The 14,241-nt window shown below is 61.3% G+C and carries 13 protein-coding genes; all 13 read right to left on the minus strand.

Translation table 11 applies throughout. The annotated features are described in order from the left end of the window. Positions 1-10 precede the first annotated feature (10 nt). The 13 genes from AC1RRC_RS22205 to ispG all read right to left on the minus strand — a co-directional run bounded on the left by AC1RRC_RS22205 (position 11) and on the right by ispG (position 14,241). A complete protein-coding gene (locus AC1RRC_RS22205; RefSeq protein ID WP_493057710.1) occupies positions 11-1,084 on the minus strand; it encodes a DUF4034 domain-containing protein in 1,074 nt (357 codons plus the stop codon). 133 nt (positions 1,085-1,217) lie between these two features. Then, positions 1,218-1,763, minus strand: a complete 546-nt coding sequence (locus AC1RRC_RS22210; RefSeq protein ID WP_493057711.1) for a phosphoribosyltransferase — start codon at positions 1,761-1,763, stop codon at positions 1,218-1,220. A gap of 13 nt (positions 1,764-1,776) precedes the next feature. Beyond that, on the minus strand, positions 1,777-3,090 hold the full coding sequence (locus AC1RRC_RS22215; protein ID WP_493057712.1) for an adenylosuccinate synthase: 1,314 nt from the start codon (positions 3,088-3,090) through the stop codon (positions 1,777-1,779). Positions 3,091-3,094: 4 nt separating this feature from the next. Next, the gene (locus tag AC1RRC_RS22220; protein ID WP_493057713.1) at positions 3,095-4,255 is read right to left on the minus strand and encodes an ATP phosphoribosyltransferase regulatory subunit; all 1,161 of its coding nucleotides are present in this window, start codon (positions 4,253-4,255) and stop codon (positions 3,095-3,097) included. Between the two features lie 170 nt (positions 4,256-4,425). Next, entirely contained in the window at positions 4,426-5,304 is an 879-nt protein-coding gene (hflC, locus tag AC1RRC_RS22225) for a protease modulator HflC (protein WP_493057714.1), read from the minus strand. Next, entirely contained in the window at positions 5,304-6,599 is a 1,296-nt protein-coding gene (gene hflK / locus AC1RRC_RS22230) for an FtsH protease activity modulator HflK (RefSeq protein ID WP_493057715.1), read from the minus strand. The genes hflC and hflK overlap by 1 nt, the downstream gene beginning before the upstream one ends. A gap of 1 nt (position 6,600) precedes the next feature. Then, complete coding sequence (hflX, locus tag AC1RRC_RS22235) at positions 6,601-7,776, minus strand: GTPase HflX (RefSeq protein WP_493057716.1); 1,176 nt, start codon at positions 7,774-7,776, stop codon at positions 6,601-6,603. A 44-nt stretch (positions 7,777-7,820) separates the two neighbouring features. Beyond that, positions 7,821-8,057 (minus strand): RNA chaperone Hfq, encoded by a 237-nt coding sequence (gene hfq, locus AC1RRC_RS22240; protein ID WP_154381312.1) that lies wholly within the window; start codon positions 8,055-8,057, stop codon positions 7,821-7,823. Between the two features lie 163 nt (positions 8,058-8,220). Then, complete coding sequence (gene der / locus AC1RRC_RS22245) at positions 8,221-9,564, minus strand: ribosome biogenesis GTPase Der (protein WP_493057717.1); 1,344 nt, start codon at positions 9,562-9,564, stop codon at positions 8,221-8,223. 7 nt (positions 9,565-9,571) lie between these two features. Continuing rightward, positions 9,572-10,741 (minus strand): outer membrane protein assembly factor BamB, encoded by a 1,170-nt coding sequence (gene bamB, locus AC1RRC_RS22250; protein WP_493057718.1) that lies wholly within the window; start codon positions 10,739-10,741, stop codon positions 9,572-9,574. 175 nt (positions 10,742-10,916) lie between these two features. Further along, positions 10,917-11,573 carry a YfgM family protein gene (locus AC1RRC_RS22255; protein WP_493057719.1) on the minus strand — a complete coding sequence of 219 codons (657 nt, stop codon included), beginning with the start codon at positions 11,571-11,573 and terminating at the stop codon, positions 10,917-10,919. Between the two features lie 48 nt (positions 11,574-11,621). After that, complete coding sequence (gene hisS / locus AC1RRC_RS22260; RefSeq protein ID WP_493057720.1) at positions 11,622-12,980, minus strand: histidine--tRNA ligase; 1,359 nt, start codon at positions 12,978-12,980, stop codon at positions 11,622-11,624. Beyond that, positions 12,973-14,241 (minus strand): flavodoxin-dependent (E)-4-hydroxy-3-methylbut-2-enyl-diphosphate synthase, encoded by a 1,269-nt coding sequence (gene ispG / locus AC1RRC_RS22265; protein ID WP_493057721.1) that lies wholly within the window; start codon positions 14,239-14,241, stop codon positions 12,973-12,975. Before ispG ends, hisS begins: the two co-directional genes overlap by 8 nt.

The raw sequence follows: 14,241 nt of genomic DNA on the forward strand, positions 1-14,241 counted from the left end.
CCCCTCCTCTTCAAGTTTTCTCCGTCATCCTGCGGTCGCACACGTCGACCTTCCACGAACTCGGCCATAAAGCATCGACGATATTGCCGCCCAGCTCGCGCCTCAATTTCAGGTAGGTGGTGCGGTCGTTGGCACGGCAGGCGAAGGAAGCGTATTTGTTGCGGTTGTAGATTTCATCCGGATAGCGCGTCAGCAACTCCTCAAACCCGACCTTCAACAGCCTCCAGTCCGGATCCCCCTTCCCGCCGAACGCCAGCGCATCGTCGCAGTTGCAATCCTCGGACCAGTACAGACGCGCATAGATGGCTGAGCCCTCCGTCTTCCGCGTATAGCCGATGGCGCGGCGGGCAAAGCGGTCGAAGTCGCCTTCGGCGGCGCCCCACTTCGGCTGCATGGCCTGGCTCATGGCAAAGTGGATCTGCTGCGAGGCAGGGAAAGCACGTACCGCTTCGGCATAGGCGGCATCCACCATGGCGCGTGGCTTGCTGGTATGGATCAGCGTGGCAATATTCAAGCTGTGCCAAAGCGGGCATGTATCGGCCTTCGCCTTGCTGTTGGCCAGCAGCGCCGCAGCCTTGCCCATCCGCTCGCGGAACAATTCCCACGCTTCGGGCGGCACCTTGCTGGCGTAGCCGCTGCCACGGCCGTGCCACGCATAGGCGCTCCAGAACATGGTTTCAGCCAGGGCTTGCGCCACCGAACCCGGTGACTGCGCGCGCCATGCCGCCAGCTTCGCTTCGGCGGCATCCCACTGTTTCCACTCGCGGAACAGGATATCAAACGTGTATTCGAAGACCAGCAACTCGGGCTGGCCATCCGGCAGATGCGTGCCGGCGCCGCACAGCGACAGCAAGGCCTGATCCAGCTCCGCATAGCGCTTGTTCCACCACATGTCTTGCAAGGCCAGGCTGCGCACGGAAATCATGGTCCGGATATCGCACTCCTTGCTGGTCATGCCATCGGCGCAGGGCAGGCTGGCACTGACCGCCGGCAAGGCGGATGGCAGCGGCGCCGCAGGCGCCGCGATGGCATGCGCGGCGGCGCTCAACATGGCGGCGATCAGCAATGTGTTTGAAATTCGCACGGCGGTTCTCCTGAAAAACTGTGGAAGGTGCTGCCACCATTATGCGAATCAATGCCGTACGGCAATATCTCCAATTGTCACAAGGCGAAAAAAAAGCGGGCCGTAGCCCGCTTCTGTATGCGCATCCGCAACATTACTTCGCGGCTTCGCCCTTCTTGATCCATGCCGCCAGCTGGTGCGGGCGCAGGCCGTCGTAGTCTTCGAACGGCTGGTGGATCCATGGGTTGTGCGGCAATTCCTGCATCTGGTAATCCGGCTTGAAGGCCGACGAGCCTTTGGTCCAGATCACGGCGGTTTTCACTTCCGTCACGCCGTCGAAGTTGGCCTTGACGTGGTCGATCACCTTCATCAGGGTCACGCCGGAATCGGCCAAGTCATCGACCAGCAGGATCTTGCCCGACAGCGGGCCACGGGTCATCGTCATGTACTTGGCGATGTCCAGGTCACCCTGCACGGTGCCTTTGTCGGCGCGGTACGAGCTGGTCGACAAGATAGCCAGCGGTACATCGAAGATGCGCGAGAACACATCGCCCGGACGCACGCCGCCGCGCGCCAGGCACAGAACCATATCGAATTTCCAACCAGATTCATGCACCTTCAGAGCGAGGCGCTCGACCAGGCGGTTGTATTCGTCCCAGGACACCCACAGGTGCTTGTCGTCGGAGGGAGGTGTGCTCATTGTGTTTCGGTCCTTATTCGTAAGGATGGCGCAGCACGATGGTTTCTTCGCGGTCCGGGCCGGTCGAAACCATGTCGACTGGTACGCCAACCAGTTCTTCGATGCGCTTGATGTAAGCGCGCGCGGTTGCAGGCAGCGCCGCCAGCGATTTGGCGCCAACGGTGCTCTCGGTCCAGCCTGGCATCTCTTCGTAGATAGGCTGGCAGCGAGCTGCGTCTTCTGCGCCGACCGGGAAGATGTCCACGGTGCGGCCGTCCAGCGTGTAGCCGGTGCAGATTTTGATGGTTTCCAGGCCGTCCATCACGTCCAGCTTGGTGATGCACATGCCGGACACGCCGTTGATCTGGACCGAGCGGCGCAGCAGCGCGGCGTCGAACCAGCCGCAGCGGCGGGCACGGCCCGTCACGGTGCCGAATTCATGGCCCACGGACGACAGGTGGTGGCCCACGCCGGCGTCGGTCGGCAGTTCCGACGGGAACGGACCGGAACCAACACGGGTGGTGTAGGCTTTGGTGATGCCCAGGATGTAATGCAGCATGCCCGGACCCACGCCGGCGCCCGCGGCGGCATTGCCGGCCACGCAGTTCGACGACGTCACGAACGGATAGGTGCCGTGGTCGATGTCCAGCAGCGAACCTTGCGCGCCTTCGAACAGCAGGTTGCCGCCGGCCTTGAAGGCGGCGTGCAGCTCGGACGACACGTCGGTCACCATTGGGCGCAGGCGCGGCACGTAGGCCAGCGCATCGTCCAGGGTCTTCTGGTAATCCACTTTCGGTGCTTTCAGATAGTGTTCCAGCACGTAGTTGTGGTAATCCAGGTTTTCTTTCAGCTTCTCGGCGAAACGCTCGGCGTTCAGCAGGTCGGCCACGCGGATCGCGCGGCGGGCAACCTTGTCTTCGTATGCAGGGCCGATGCCCTTGCCGGTGGTGCCGATCTTGGCGGCGCCACGGGCCGCTTCACGGGCCGCGTCCAGCGCGGTGTGGTATGGCAGGATGACCGGGCAGGCTTCGGAAATACGCAGGCGATTCGCCACTTCCACGCCGGCCGCTTCCAGTTTGTCGATTTCACGCAGCACGTCCGGTACCGACAGCACCACGCCGTTACCGATGTAGCACGCCACGCCCGGGCGCATGATGCCCGAAGGGATCAGTTGCAGCGCGGTCTTGACGCCACCGATCACCAAGGTATGGCCGGCATTGTGGCCGCCCTGGAAGCGCACCACGCCTTGGGCGTGATCGGTCAGCCAATCAACGATTTTGCCCTTACCCTCATCGCCCCATTGGGTGCCGATGACAACAACGTTCTTTGCCATATTTTTTTTCGACATCACATCAACCTAAGTTTTTAAGAATCCAGTTGCTACCACTATCGTCGAGCACCAGCGCGCGGTCGCACTCGAACTCGTCCTGTTCTTCGCTGTGACCCGGCAAGCTCTGGATCACCACTTCGCCGGCCTTGCGCAGCTCGGCAATTTTATCTTTCAATTCCGGCGCATTGCCCCAAGGGGCGCGGATCGAATGCTTGCGTTCCGCGGTCGGCAGCAGGCGCGCCAATTCGCGCAAGTCCATCGAGAAGCCGGTGGCGGGACGGGCCCGGCCAAACGCTTCACCGACATGGTCATACCGGCCGCCACGCGCCACCGCGTTTGGCAAGCCAGGTACGTACAGCGCAAACATCGCACCGCTTTCGTACTGGTAGCCGCGCAAGTCGGCCAGGTCAATGGCGACTTCGGCACGGCCGATGGCGGAACCTGCCAGCGCAGCCAGTTCGGCCAGCGCCTTGGCAACGCCAGGCACGTCCGGCAACACTTCACGCGCCCGCTTGAGCACGTCAACGTCACCGTACAGGTTCGGCAGCGCGCGCAATGCATCGCGCACCACCGGGGAATAATCAGCCGTCAACACTTCCAGGCCCGGCACGTCCTTGCAGCGCAGCAGCGCGGACAGGGCCGCTTCATCTTTCGATGCCTGCGGGCATTCCGCAAGGATGGCGCGCAGCACGCCCACGTGCGACAAATCCAGGCGCACGTCCGTGAAATTGGCCAGCGCCAGCGACGCCAGCGCCAGTTCCTGGATTTCCGCATCGGCTTCCAGGCCGGCATGACCGTAAATCTCGGCGCCGATCTGCAGCGGCTCGCGGGTGGTATGCAAGCCCGACGGACGGGTATGCAGCACACTGCCCGCGTAGCACAGGCGCGTCACCGAATGACGGTTCAGCAAGTGCGCATCGATCCGGGCGACCTGGGTCGTCATATCGGCGCGCAGGCCCAGCATGCGGCCGGAAATCTGGTCGACCAGTTTAAAGGTACGCAGTTCAACATCCTGGCCGGCGCCGGTCATCAGCGACTCGACATACTCGAGCAGCGGCGGCATGACCAGTTCGTAGCCATAGCGGCGGAAGTTGTCCAGCATCAGGCGGCGCAATTCTTCGATCTTGCGCGCTTCGGACGGCAATACGTCCGCAATATGTTCAGGCAATAGCCAATTTGGCATGGAGAAAACCGGAAACGGTGTTGTTGAAATATCGTCAATGCGCCAGCTGGCGCTGCTCGGTGAACGGAAGACCGAACCGCATATTGTACGCGAAAAAGACTGTTTTTGGAAATGAAAGCCGGAAAGGCAACGCCGCCCGCAGGCGGCGTTTTTAGAGCACGGCCACTATGTTACTTGCCGGTCGGCGCGTTTCCCTTGAAGTACTTGAAGAATTCCGAGTTCGGATCAACCACCAGCACATCGCTGCGGTTCTTGAACGAACCACGGTACGCTTCCAGCGAACGGTAGAACTTGTAGAACTCCGGGTTGCGGCCAAAGGCTTCGGCGTAAATCTGGCTGGCTTTCGCATCGCCCTCGCCGCGCGCGCCCTCCGCTTCGCGATACGCTTCCGCCAAAATCACGGTGCGCTGCTTGTCGGCATCGGCACGGATTTTTTCGGACTCGGCGGCGCCGGTCGAACGCAATTCATTGGCCACGCGCGTGCGCTCCGCTTTCATGCGCTCGTACACGGAATTGTTGATCTGCTCGACATAATCCACGCGCTTCAGGCGCACGTCGACGATGTCGACGCCGATCTGCTTGGCTTCCTTGACAACCTTGCCACGGATCGCTTCCATCACGGCGCCGCGCTGGCCGGAAATCACTTCGCGCACCGAGCGCTTGGTGATTTCATCGTTCATGGCCGCCTTGACGATTTGCGACATGCGGTCGCGGGCCCGGCTTTCATCGCCGCCAAAGCTGACGAAATACAGCTTGGGCTCGGAAATGCGCCATTTCACAAACGCGTCGACCAGGATATTCATCTTTTCCGCCGTGATGAAACGGTCGGCGTCCGGCGAATCGATGGTCATGATGCGCTTGTCCAGGTAAATCACGTTCTGGAACGGCGGCGGCAACTTGAAGTGCAGGCCCGGCGTGGAAATCACTTCCTTCACGCTGCCCAGTGCAAACACAATGGCATAGCGGCGCTGGTCCACCACGAACACGGTGGACGACAGCAGCATCAATGCGATAAACCCTGTCACCAGGATGGTAATCAAACGATTCATTAACGTCCCTCCCGATCACGCGAAGTGTCGCGCGAACGGCCGTCGCGCGCACGGCTGGTAATCTCAACCTGCGGTATGGTTTCCGATGGCGGCAGCATGATGGCCTGCGGTGGCGGCGGTGTCGCATTGGCTTTCGCCGCATCGATTGCCGCAGCCTGGGCAATCAGCTTGTCCATCGGCAGGTACAGCAGGTTGCTGCCACTGCGCGAATCCACCATCACCTTGCTGGTGGACGAGAAGATCTGCTGCATGGTTTCCAGGTACAGGCGGTCGCGCGTCACGCCCGGCGCCTTCTGGTATTCCGTCAACACGGACTTGAAGCGCGATGCGTTACCTTCCGCGTTCTCGACCACGCTGGAACGGTATGCTTCGGCTTCCTGCGTCAGGCGCGACGCATAGCCGCGCGCTTTCGGGATCACGTCGTTGGCGTAAGCCTGGCCTTCGTTCTTCAGGCGCTCCTTGTCCTGACCCGCCTTGACGGCATCGTCAAACGCGGCCTGTACCTGTTCCGGAGGCTGCACGCCCTGCATCGTCACGTTGGTGATGGTGGCGCCGACCTTGTAGCTGTCGAGGATGGCCTGCATCAGGCGCTGGGTGTCGTACGCGACTTTTTCGCGCCCTTCATACAGCACGAAGTCCATCTTGCTGCGGCCGACGGTTTCGCGGATCGCGGTTTCCGCCACCTGGCGCACGGTTTCCTCCGGCGCCGAATTGATGGTCAGCCACTGCACCGCATCCTTCAATTTGTATTGCACGGCAAACTGGATATCGATGATGTTTTCATCGTCCGTCAGCATCAGCGATTCGCGCGCCTGCTTGTTGCGGATATTGCCGCGATAGCCCACTTCCACCGTCCGCACTTGCGACAGGTTGACGATTTCATCGCTCTGGAATGGATACGGCCAGCGCCAGTTGAAGCCGGGGCCGGTCGAATGGCTGTATTGACCGAACGTGAACACCACGCCGGTCTGGCCTTCCTGCACGATGAACGCGCCGCTGGCCAGCCAGATCAGGCCGGCCACGGCGCCCACCGCGCCGGCGGTAATACCGGCGCCGCGCATGTCGCCACCGCCGCCATTGCCGCCGCCACCGGTTCCGCCACCGCGGTTGCGGTTGCCGAACAGGCTGTTCAGGCGCTGGTTGAAATCACGCCACAATTGATCGAGGTCGGGAGGACCGTCGGGCTTCTTGCCTTCTTGGGCCTGCTTGTTGCCGTCCTTGTTATCCGAGCCCCAGCGGGGATCGTTCAAATTCAGCTTCAAGCCTATTCTTTTTTTTAAGGAGGAAAAAGGCATACTAATGTGATCCGGCTTGGGTGAAAGTGGAATGGCTTTCCTGCTCGTCCTCAGATGTGTCTAGTGAGGAATCGCCGTCGGCCTCCTCGTACAGATATGCCATGCCCGGTGCGGACTTGGCGGCTTCGGTGATGGCACCGCGCAGCAAGTCCAGACCTGCGCCCGTGCGGGCGCTTGTGAAAACGCGGGAAATCTTATCATATTCATCCCGCTCGACCGCCGGCTCCAGGCCGGCCGCATCGATCTTGTTCCACACCAGAATTTGCGGGATGTGGTCGGCGCCGATTTCTTTCAGCACCAGGTTAACTTGTTCGATCTGCTCCATCCGCACCGGACTGGCCGCGTCCACCACGTGCAGCAGCAAGTCCGCATGGATGGTTTCTTCCAGGGTGGCGCGGAAAGCCGCCACCAGCTGGTGCGGCAGTTCGCGCACGAATCCCACCGTGTCCGAGATCACCACATTGCCGACCTCTTGCCCCATATACACGCGACGCGAGGTGGTGTCCAGGGTGGCGAACAACTGGTCCGCCACATACACACCAGCCTTGGTCATGGCATTGAACAGGGTGGACTTGCCGGCATTGGTATAGCCGACCAGCGACACGGAAAAAGTATGGCTGCGGCCACGCGAACGGCGCTGGGTCTCATGCTGCTTGCGCAGCTTGGCCAGCCGCGCGCGCAATGCCTTGACCCGCTCGCCGATCAGGCGGCGGTCGGTTTCCAGCTGGGTTTCACCCGGGCCGCGCAAACCGATACCACCCTTTTGCCGCTCCAGGTGGGTCCAGCCGCGAATCAGCCGGGTCGCCAGATGCTGCAACTGCGCCAGTTCCACTTGCAGCTTGCCCTCGTGGCTTTGCGCGCGCTGCGCAAAGATGTCAAGGATCAGGCTGGTGCGGTCCAGCACGCGGATGTTCAGGCGCTTTTCCAGGTTACGCTGCTGCGCTGGCGACAGCGCATGGTTGAAGATGACGATTTCCAGCTTGTGGTCTTGCACGGCAAAACCGATTTCATCGGCTTTGCCGCTGCCGACGAAATACGCGGCATCCGGGCTGGAACGTTTGGCCGTAATGGTCGTGACCGGCTCAACGCCGGCCGAGCGGGCAAGCAGCATCAATTCCTCGATGCTGGCGGCGAAATCGCCCTGACCGAAATCCACACCGACTAGTGCTGCGCGCATACGACGGCCAGGTAATGTTGGAGGGGTAAAGCCAGGCGCAATGCTTATTCCGAATCGTTGTCGATGTTCAGGTTAACCGCGCGGGCTGGCACCACGGTGGAAATCGCGTGCTTGTACACCATTTGCGTCACGGTGTTACGCAGCAGTACGACGTATTGGTCGAAAGATTCGATGTGGCCTTGCAGCTTAATGCCGTTGACCAGGTAGATCGAGACGGGAACGTGTTCCTTGCGCAGCGCATTCAGGAATGGGTCTTGTAACAATTGCCCTTTATTGCTCATAACAGCTCCATTGATGTTGTTGTGTAAGATTTGGAGGCGACTCGCTATATTTCAAGTGCCAAGCATTAATCCCTGCCTGGGGACTAATGCTGCCAAGCTACTGTAACCTGTTTTTGCGTTTTGTGCAGCGCACACTACGCGGAATTACTGGATAAGCAAGTGATTATTTCTCGCGGGTATCGAACGGATTCTTACCGGTACGGAATTCGATGCGCAATGGCGTGCCGACCAGGTTAAACGTATCGCGGAAATGTTTTTCGAGGTAGCGCTTGTATGGTTCCGCGATCGCATCCAAGGAATTGCCGTGGATCACGATAATCGGCGGGTTCATGCCGCCCTGGTGCGCATAGCGCATCTTCGGACGCAACCCACCCTTGCGTTTCGGCTCCTGCTTCTCCACGGCTTCTTCCAGTGCGCGGGTCAGCTTCGGCGTCGGCAGCTTGGCCATGGCGGCGGCATAGGCCTGGTCGACGGATTTCATCAGTGGACCGATACCCTGCGCACGCAGCGCGGAAATATAGTGCATCTTCGCGAAGCTGAGGAAGCTCAGTTTGCGATCCAGGTCGATCTTGATTTCATCGCGGTCATCCGACTGCAAGCCATCCCATTTATTCACGGCCACCACCAGCGCGCGGCCCGATTCCAGGATAAAGCCGGCAATGTGCGCATCCTGTTCGGAAATATCTTGCTGGGCGTCCAGCATCAGGATCACGACGTTGGCTTCCGAGATCGATTGCAGGGTTTTAATCACCGAGAATTTCTCGATGGCTTCAAACACTTTGCCACGGCGGCGAATACCTGCCGTATCGATCAGCGTATATTGTTTGCCATCCCGTTCAAACGGGATTTCAATCGAATCGCGCGTGGTGCCCGGCATGTCGAACGCAATCACGCGGTCTTCACCCAGCAAGGTATTGATCAGGGTCGACTTGCCCACGTTCGGACGGCCCACCAGCGCGATCTTGGCGCCCTTGTCTTCCGGCAGCAACTCTTGTTCGTCGGCCGGACGCTGCTGGAACGCGATATCGAGCGATTCGGTGACCAGGTCGGTCACGCCATCGCCGTGCGCGGCGGAGATCACATACGGATCGCCCATGCCCAGCTCGTAGAAGTCCGCCACCACCGAGGTGTAGCGCATGCCTTCGGCCTTGTTTACCACCAGCATCACGGGGCGGTTGGCCTTGCGCAGGAAGTCGACGATGGTTTTATCGTGCGGGGTCAAGCCCTGGCGGCCGTCGACCAGGAACACGACGACATCGGCTTCCGCCACCGCCTGTTTGGTCTGCAAGGCCATCTGGAACATGATGCCTTCCTTGGCAACGGGTTCAAAACCACCCGTATCGACCACCAGGAACGGCCGTTCGCCAACGCGGCCTTCACCATAGTGGCGGTCGCGCGTCAGGCCAGGCATGTCCGCCACCAGCGCATCGCGCGAGCGGGTCAGACGGTTAAAAAGGGTCGATTTCCCGACATTGGGTCGACCTACAAGTGCAATTACCGGCTTCATTATTTTTTTACTCGGCCGCGATGGCGGCCACAGTCCCATTCTGGGTTTGGAAAATCAAATTCGAGCCTGCCACGACGGGAGTCGACCGGATGGCCGAACCGTCGGTGGCGACCCGACCTAACATGGCGCCGTCTTCACGCGACAGCAGGTGGACATAGCCCTCCAGGTCGCCGACCGCGACGGCGCGGCCGAACGACGCTGGCGTCGACAGGCGGCGGTTGCCGAGTTTGTCATTCTTCCACGCGCTCTGGCCGCCTTCACGGCCAAAGGCGTTGACGGCGCCCGCGGCGTCAGCCACGAACACAAAACGCTGGTCCACGCCCACGCCCACATCCGACGAAGCCGGCTTGGCCCAGCGCGCCGTGCCGGCCGCCAGGTCGAAGCAACCGACCTTGCCCTGGTACGTCACGGCGCAGATATCGTTTTCATACACGAACGGGGTGCCGGACACGTCGGACACGCGTTCCAGTTCCGTCGCGCCACGCGGCTCCGCCACCAGCACTTCAAAGCGTGGCACACCGGTGGCCAGGGTCAGCGCCATCAGTTTGCCGCCGGGCTGGCCGATATACACGTTGGCGCCGGCAATCACGATGCCCGGCGCATTGCGCAGGGTCAGCGCCGGCGTGGTGCGCAGCACCGACCAGCGCTTGGCGCCCGTTGCGGCTTCATAGGCCGTCACGCGGTTATCTCCGCTGCGCACCACCACCACATCATTGGCCGCCACCGGCGACGACAGGATTTCACTGGACGCCTGGACTTTCCACAGCTGCTTGCCGGAACCGTCAAACGCGATCACGCTGCCCTTGGCGCCACCGACCACCACCAGGTTGCCATTCGGACTGACGCCGACACCGGCGGTCAGGTCGGAACCGGCCTTGACTTTCCACTGCTCGCGGCCGCTGGCTGCATCGAGGCGCACCAGGGCGCCGTCGGCATCGGCGACAAACACGCTGCCGGCGGCAAAGGCCGGATTGAACGTGTAGGCGCCGGCTTTGCCCAGCGAGTATTTCCATGCGGTTTTTACGGCTGCGGCGCCTTTGATCTCCACCAGGGCGGCTGGTTTATCCTTCGGTTCGCTGGCGAACGGGTTCCACGAGCTGATCGAGCTCAACGTGCTGCAGCCCGAGGCCATGGCTGCCAGCAGGCTCACGGTGATGACTTTTCCGGTGATGCGCATATAAATCAAATCCTTACTTGTATTTTCTGACTGCGGCGATGCACGCATTGGCGGCTTCCTGCGGAAACCGCCCTACGGGATCAGGCCGCTGGCAGTTGATTCGGCCGTTGGCCTGTCTCCGTAGGGCGGTTGCGGCCTTGGCCGAAGCCGCCATGCCGGCGCCGCAGCAATGCTATTAAGCAGCAGCTTTCGGTTCAGCCGGCGCGGTGCCACCCACCGATTCCAGTTTGATCTGGATCAGGGCGCGGCCCGGGTTTTTCTTGTCGGTGGCGGCCAGCGCGGCGGTGTACGCGGTGCGCGCTTCGGCCAGCTTGTTTTGCGCGGCCAGGATATCGCCCTTGCGGTCGGCCACGGCAGCGGCGAATTGCGCCGGCACTTCCGCCGTCAGCACTTTCAGCGCTTCGTCATAGGCTTTTTCATCCAGCAGCACACCGGCCAGGCGCACGCGCGCCAGCGCCTTGTACTCGTCGTTGCCATGGTCCACCACCCATTGCAGCTGGGTTTTCGCGGTTTTCAGGTCATTGGCGTCGAACGCGTATTTGGCGGCGGCCAGCGCGGCCATTGGCGCGTACGCGGTGCCGGCGAATTTGCTCTCGATGTCGGCCGTGGCGCGCTCGATTTTCTTGGCGTCTTTGGCTTGCAGTGCGTCCTGCTGTTCGTAGTACAGGTTCGAGGCCGACGAAGCCTGGTCGCGCTGGTACCAGTTCCAGCCATTCCAGCCCGAATACGCGGCCAGGCCTGCGATCAGGATCCACGACGTGAGGTTGCCGTACTGGTTCCACCATGCTTTCAGGGTGGCTATCTGTTCTTGTTCTTCGAGATCGTATGCCATGATTCTTCGTCTTGAGGGTTAAAGGTTAATACCGCCGCGCGCACCGGATCAGTGCTTGCAGTTCTCGTCATGCACGTGGAAGTGGTGGTGCTCTTCCTCGCTGCCGGTGATCTGGTCGACAATGTAATCGACCACTTCGTCAAACGCCACCGTGGCTTGCTGTTGCCCGCCTTCTTCGGCGCGCATGGCTTTCACGGCGGCCGTGTTGTTGGCCACTTCATCGTCGCCAATGATGACGGCGAACGAGGCGCCGCTGCCATCGGCTTTCTTCATCTGCGACTTGAAGCTGCCAGCGCCGGTCAGCGCGGCGCAGTGCAGGATCACATCCAGGCCCGCATCGCGCAGGCGCTCGCCCAGGATGAACGCCTGCATTTGCGCGGCGGTCCCCTGGTGCACCAGGTATACGTCGCACTGGTTGCCGGCAGCCGGTTCGCCTGCGGTTTTCATCAGTTCGATCAGGCGCTCGATGCCCATCGCAAAGCCGACCGCCGGGGTTGGCTTGCCGCCGAACGATTCGATCAGCGGGTCATAGCGGCCGCCGGCGCACACGGTGCCCTGCGCGCCCAGTTCATCGGTGACCCATTCAAACACGGTGCGGTTGTAGTAATCCAGGCCGCGCACCAGGCGGGTGTTGATGGTGAACGGAATGTTGTTTGCCTTCAGGATCGCTTGCACGCCGTCGAAGTGCGCCAGCGACGCCTCGCCCAGGTGGGCCATCAGTTTCGGCGCGTTGTTGACCAGTTCCTGCATGGCGGGATTTTTCGTATCCAGGATGCGCAGCGGGTTGGTGTGCAGGCGGCGCTTGGCTTCCTCGTCCAGCACGTCGATATTGGCTTCGAAGTACTTGATCAGTTCGACGCGGTGCGCGGCGCGCTCGGCGGCGTCGCCGATCGAGTTCAGTTCCAGGCGGATCTTGTCCAGGCCCAGGTCATCCCACAGGCGGCGGCACAGCATGATCATTTCCGCATCGATGTCCGGGCCGGTGAAGCCGACCGCTTCGCAACCGAACTGGTGGAACTGGCGGTAGCGGCCGCGCTGCGGCTTTTCGTGGCGGAACATCGGGCCCTTGTACCACAGGCGCGCGGGGCCGTTGTACACCAGGTTGTGCTCCAGCACGGAACGCACCACGCTGGCGGTGCCTTCCGGACGCAGGGTCAGCTGGTCGCCGTTCATCGCATCGGTGAACGAATACATTTCTTTTTCAACGATGTCGGTCACGGCGCCGATGGCGCGCGCGAACAGCCGGGTCTCTTCCACGATCGGCGTGCGGATTTGCTGGAAGCCATAGCTTTGCACCACCGATTGCGCCGTGTTTTCAAACAATTCCCACAGGTGCGCATCCGCCGGCAGCAAGTCGTTCATACCCTTGATACCGACGATTTTTTCCGCTTTTTTATTTTCAGACATTTGTATTGTTACCGTAATTCGTTTTAACGTAGTTCAGCACGATGGCCTGGAATTCGCCGACGATGTTGTCGCCGCGCAGGGTCGCTACTTTTTCGCCATCGACAAACACCGGGGCGGCGGGCGATTCGCCCGTGCCCGGCAGGCTGATGCCGATGTTCGCGTGTTTCGATTCGCCGGGGCCGTTGACGATGCAGCCCATCACGGCCACATTCATGTTTTCCACGCCCTGGTAGGTTTTTTTCCATTCCGGCATCTGCTCGCGCAGGAAGGTCTGGATATCGTCCGCCAGTTCCTGGAACACGGTGGACGTGGTGCGGCCGCAACCCGGGCAGGCAATCACCATCGGGGTGAATTTGCGCAAGCCCATGGTTTGCAGGATTTCCTGGCTGACCACCACTTCCTTGGTGCGGTCGCCGCCCGGTTCCGGCGTCAGCGAGACACGGATGGTGTCGCCAATGCCTTCCTGCAGCAGGACGGACAAGGCCGCCGTCGAGGCGACAATGCCCTTGCTGCCCATACCGGCCTCGGTCAGGCCCAGGTGCAGCGGGTAATCGCAGCGCTTGGCCAGTTCGCGGTAGACCGCGATCAGGTCTTGCACGCCGGACACTTTACACGACAAGATGATCTTGTCGCGGCCCATGCCCAGTTCCTCGGCGCGCACGGCGTTTTCAATCGCCGACGTGATCAAGGCTTCATACATGACGGCCTGCGCGCTCCATGGATTCGCACGGCCGGCGTTCTCATCCATGATGCGGGCCAGCAGCGCCTGGTCCAGGCTGCCCCAGTTGACGCCGATGCGCACCGGCTTGTCATATTTCACGGCCACTTCGATCATCTGGGCAAACTGGGTGTCGCGCTTAGCGCCCTTGCCCACATTGCCCGGGTTGATGCGGTACTTCGACAGCGCCTGCGCGCAGTCCGGATAATCGGTCAGCAAGGTGTGGCCGTTGTAGTGGAAGTCGCCCACCAGCGGCACATCGACGCCCATCTTGTCGAGCTGGTCGCGGATGTAGGGCACGGCTTGCGCGGCTTCCGGACGGTCCACCGTCAGGCGCACCAGTTCCGAACCGGCGCGCGCCAGTTCCTTGATCTGGATCGCGGTACCGACCGCATCGGCGGTATCGGTATTGGTCATCGACTGCACCACGACGGGTGCATCGCCGCCGACCCAGATCTTGCGGTCGCCATGCTGGACCAGCACGCGGCGGCTGTCGCGGCGGCCCAGTGGGCCGGAAGGGATGGCAATATTCGTATCGGACAT

The sequence above is a fragment of the Pseudoduganella sp. GW821-FHT12E03 genome, assembly GCF_058807115.1.

Bases quoted from the DNA above. Each gene is read 5' to 3' on its own strand.
- AC1RRC_RS22215 (WP_493057712.1), bottom strand. From the start codon at position 3,090: ATGTCGAAAAAAAATATGGCAAAGAACGTTGTTGTCATCGGCACCCAA.
- AC1RRC_RS22255 (WP_493057719.1), bottom strand. From the start codon at position 11,573: ATGGCATACGATCTCGAAGAACAAGAACAGATAGCCACCCTGAAAGCA.
- AC1RRC_RS22210 (WP_493057711.1), bottom strand. From the start codon at position 1,763: ATGAGCACACCTCCCTCCGACGACAAGCACCTGTGGGTGTCCTGGGAC.
- hflX (WP_493057716.1), bottom strand. From the start codon at position 7,776: ATGCGCGCAGCACTAGTCGGTGTGGATTTCGGTCAGGGCGATTTCGCC.
- hfq (WP_154381312.1), bottom strand. From the start codon at position 8,057: ATGAGCAATAAAGGGCAATTGTTACAAGACCCATTCCTGAATGCGCTG.
- hflC (WP_493057714.1), bottom strand. From the start codon at position 5,304: ATGAATCGTTTGATTACCATCCTGGTGACAGGGTTTATCGCATTGATG.
- hisS (WP_493057720.1), bottom strand. From the start codon at position 12,980: ATGTCTGAAAATAAAAAAGCGGAAAAAATCGTCGGTATCAAGGGTATG.
- der (WP_493057717.1), bottom strand. From the start codon at position 9,564: ATGAAGCCGGTAATTGCACTTGTAGGTCGACCCAATGTCGGGAAATCG.
- ispG (WP_493057721.1), bottom strand. From the start codon at position 14,241: ATGTCCGATACGAATATTGCCATCCCTTCCGGCCCACTGGGCCGCCGC.
- bamB (WP_493057718.1), bottom strand. From the start codon at position 10,741: ATGCGCATCACCGGAAAAGTCATCACCGTGAGCCTGCTGGCAGCCATG.
- hflK (WP_493057715.1), bottom strand. From the start codon at position 6,599: ATGCCTTTTTCCTCCTTAAAAAAAAGAATAGGCTTGAAGCTGAATTTG.
- AC1RRC_RS22220 (WP_493057713.1), bottom strand. From the start codon at position 4,255: ATGCCAAATTGGCTATTGCCTGAACATATTGCGGACGTATTGCCGTCC.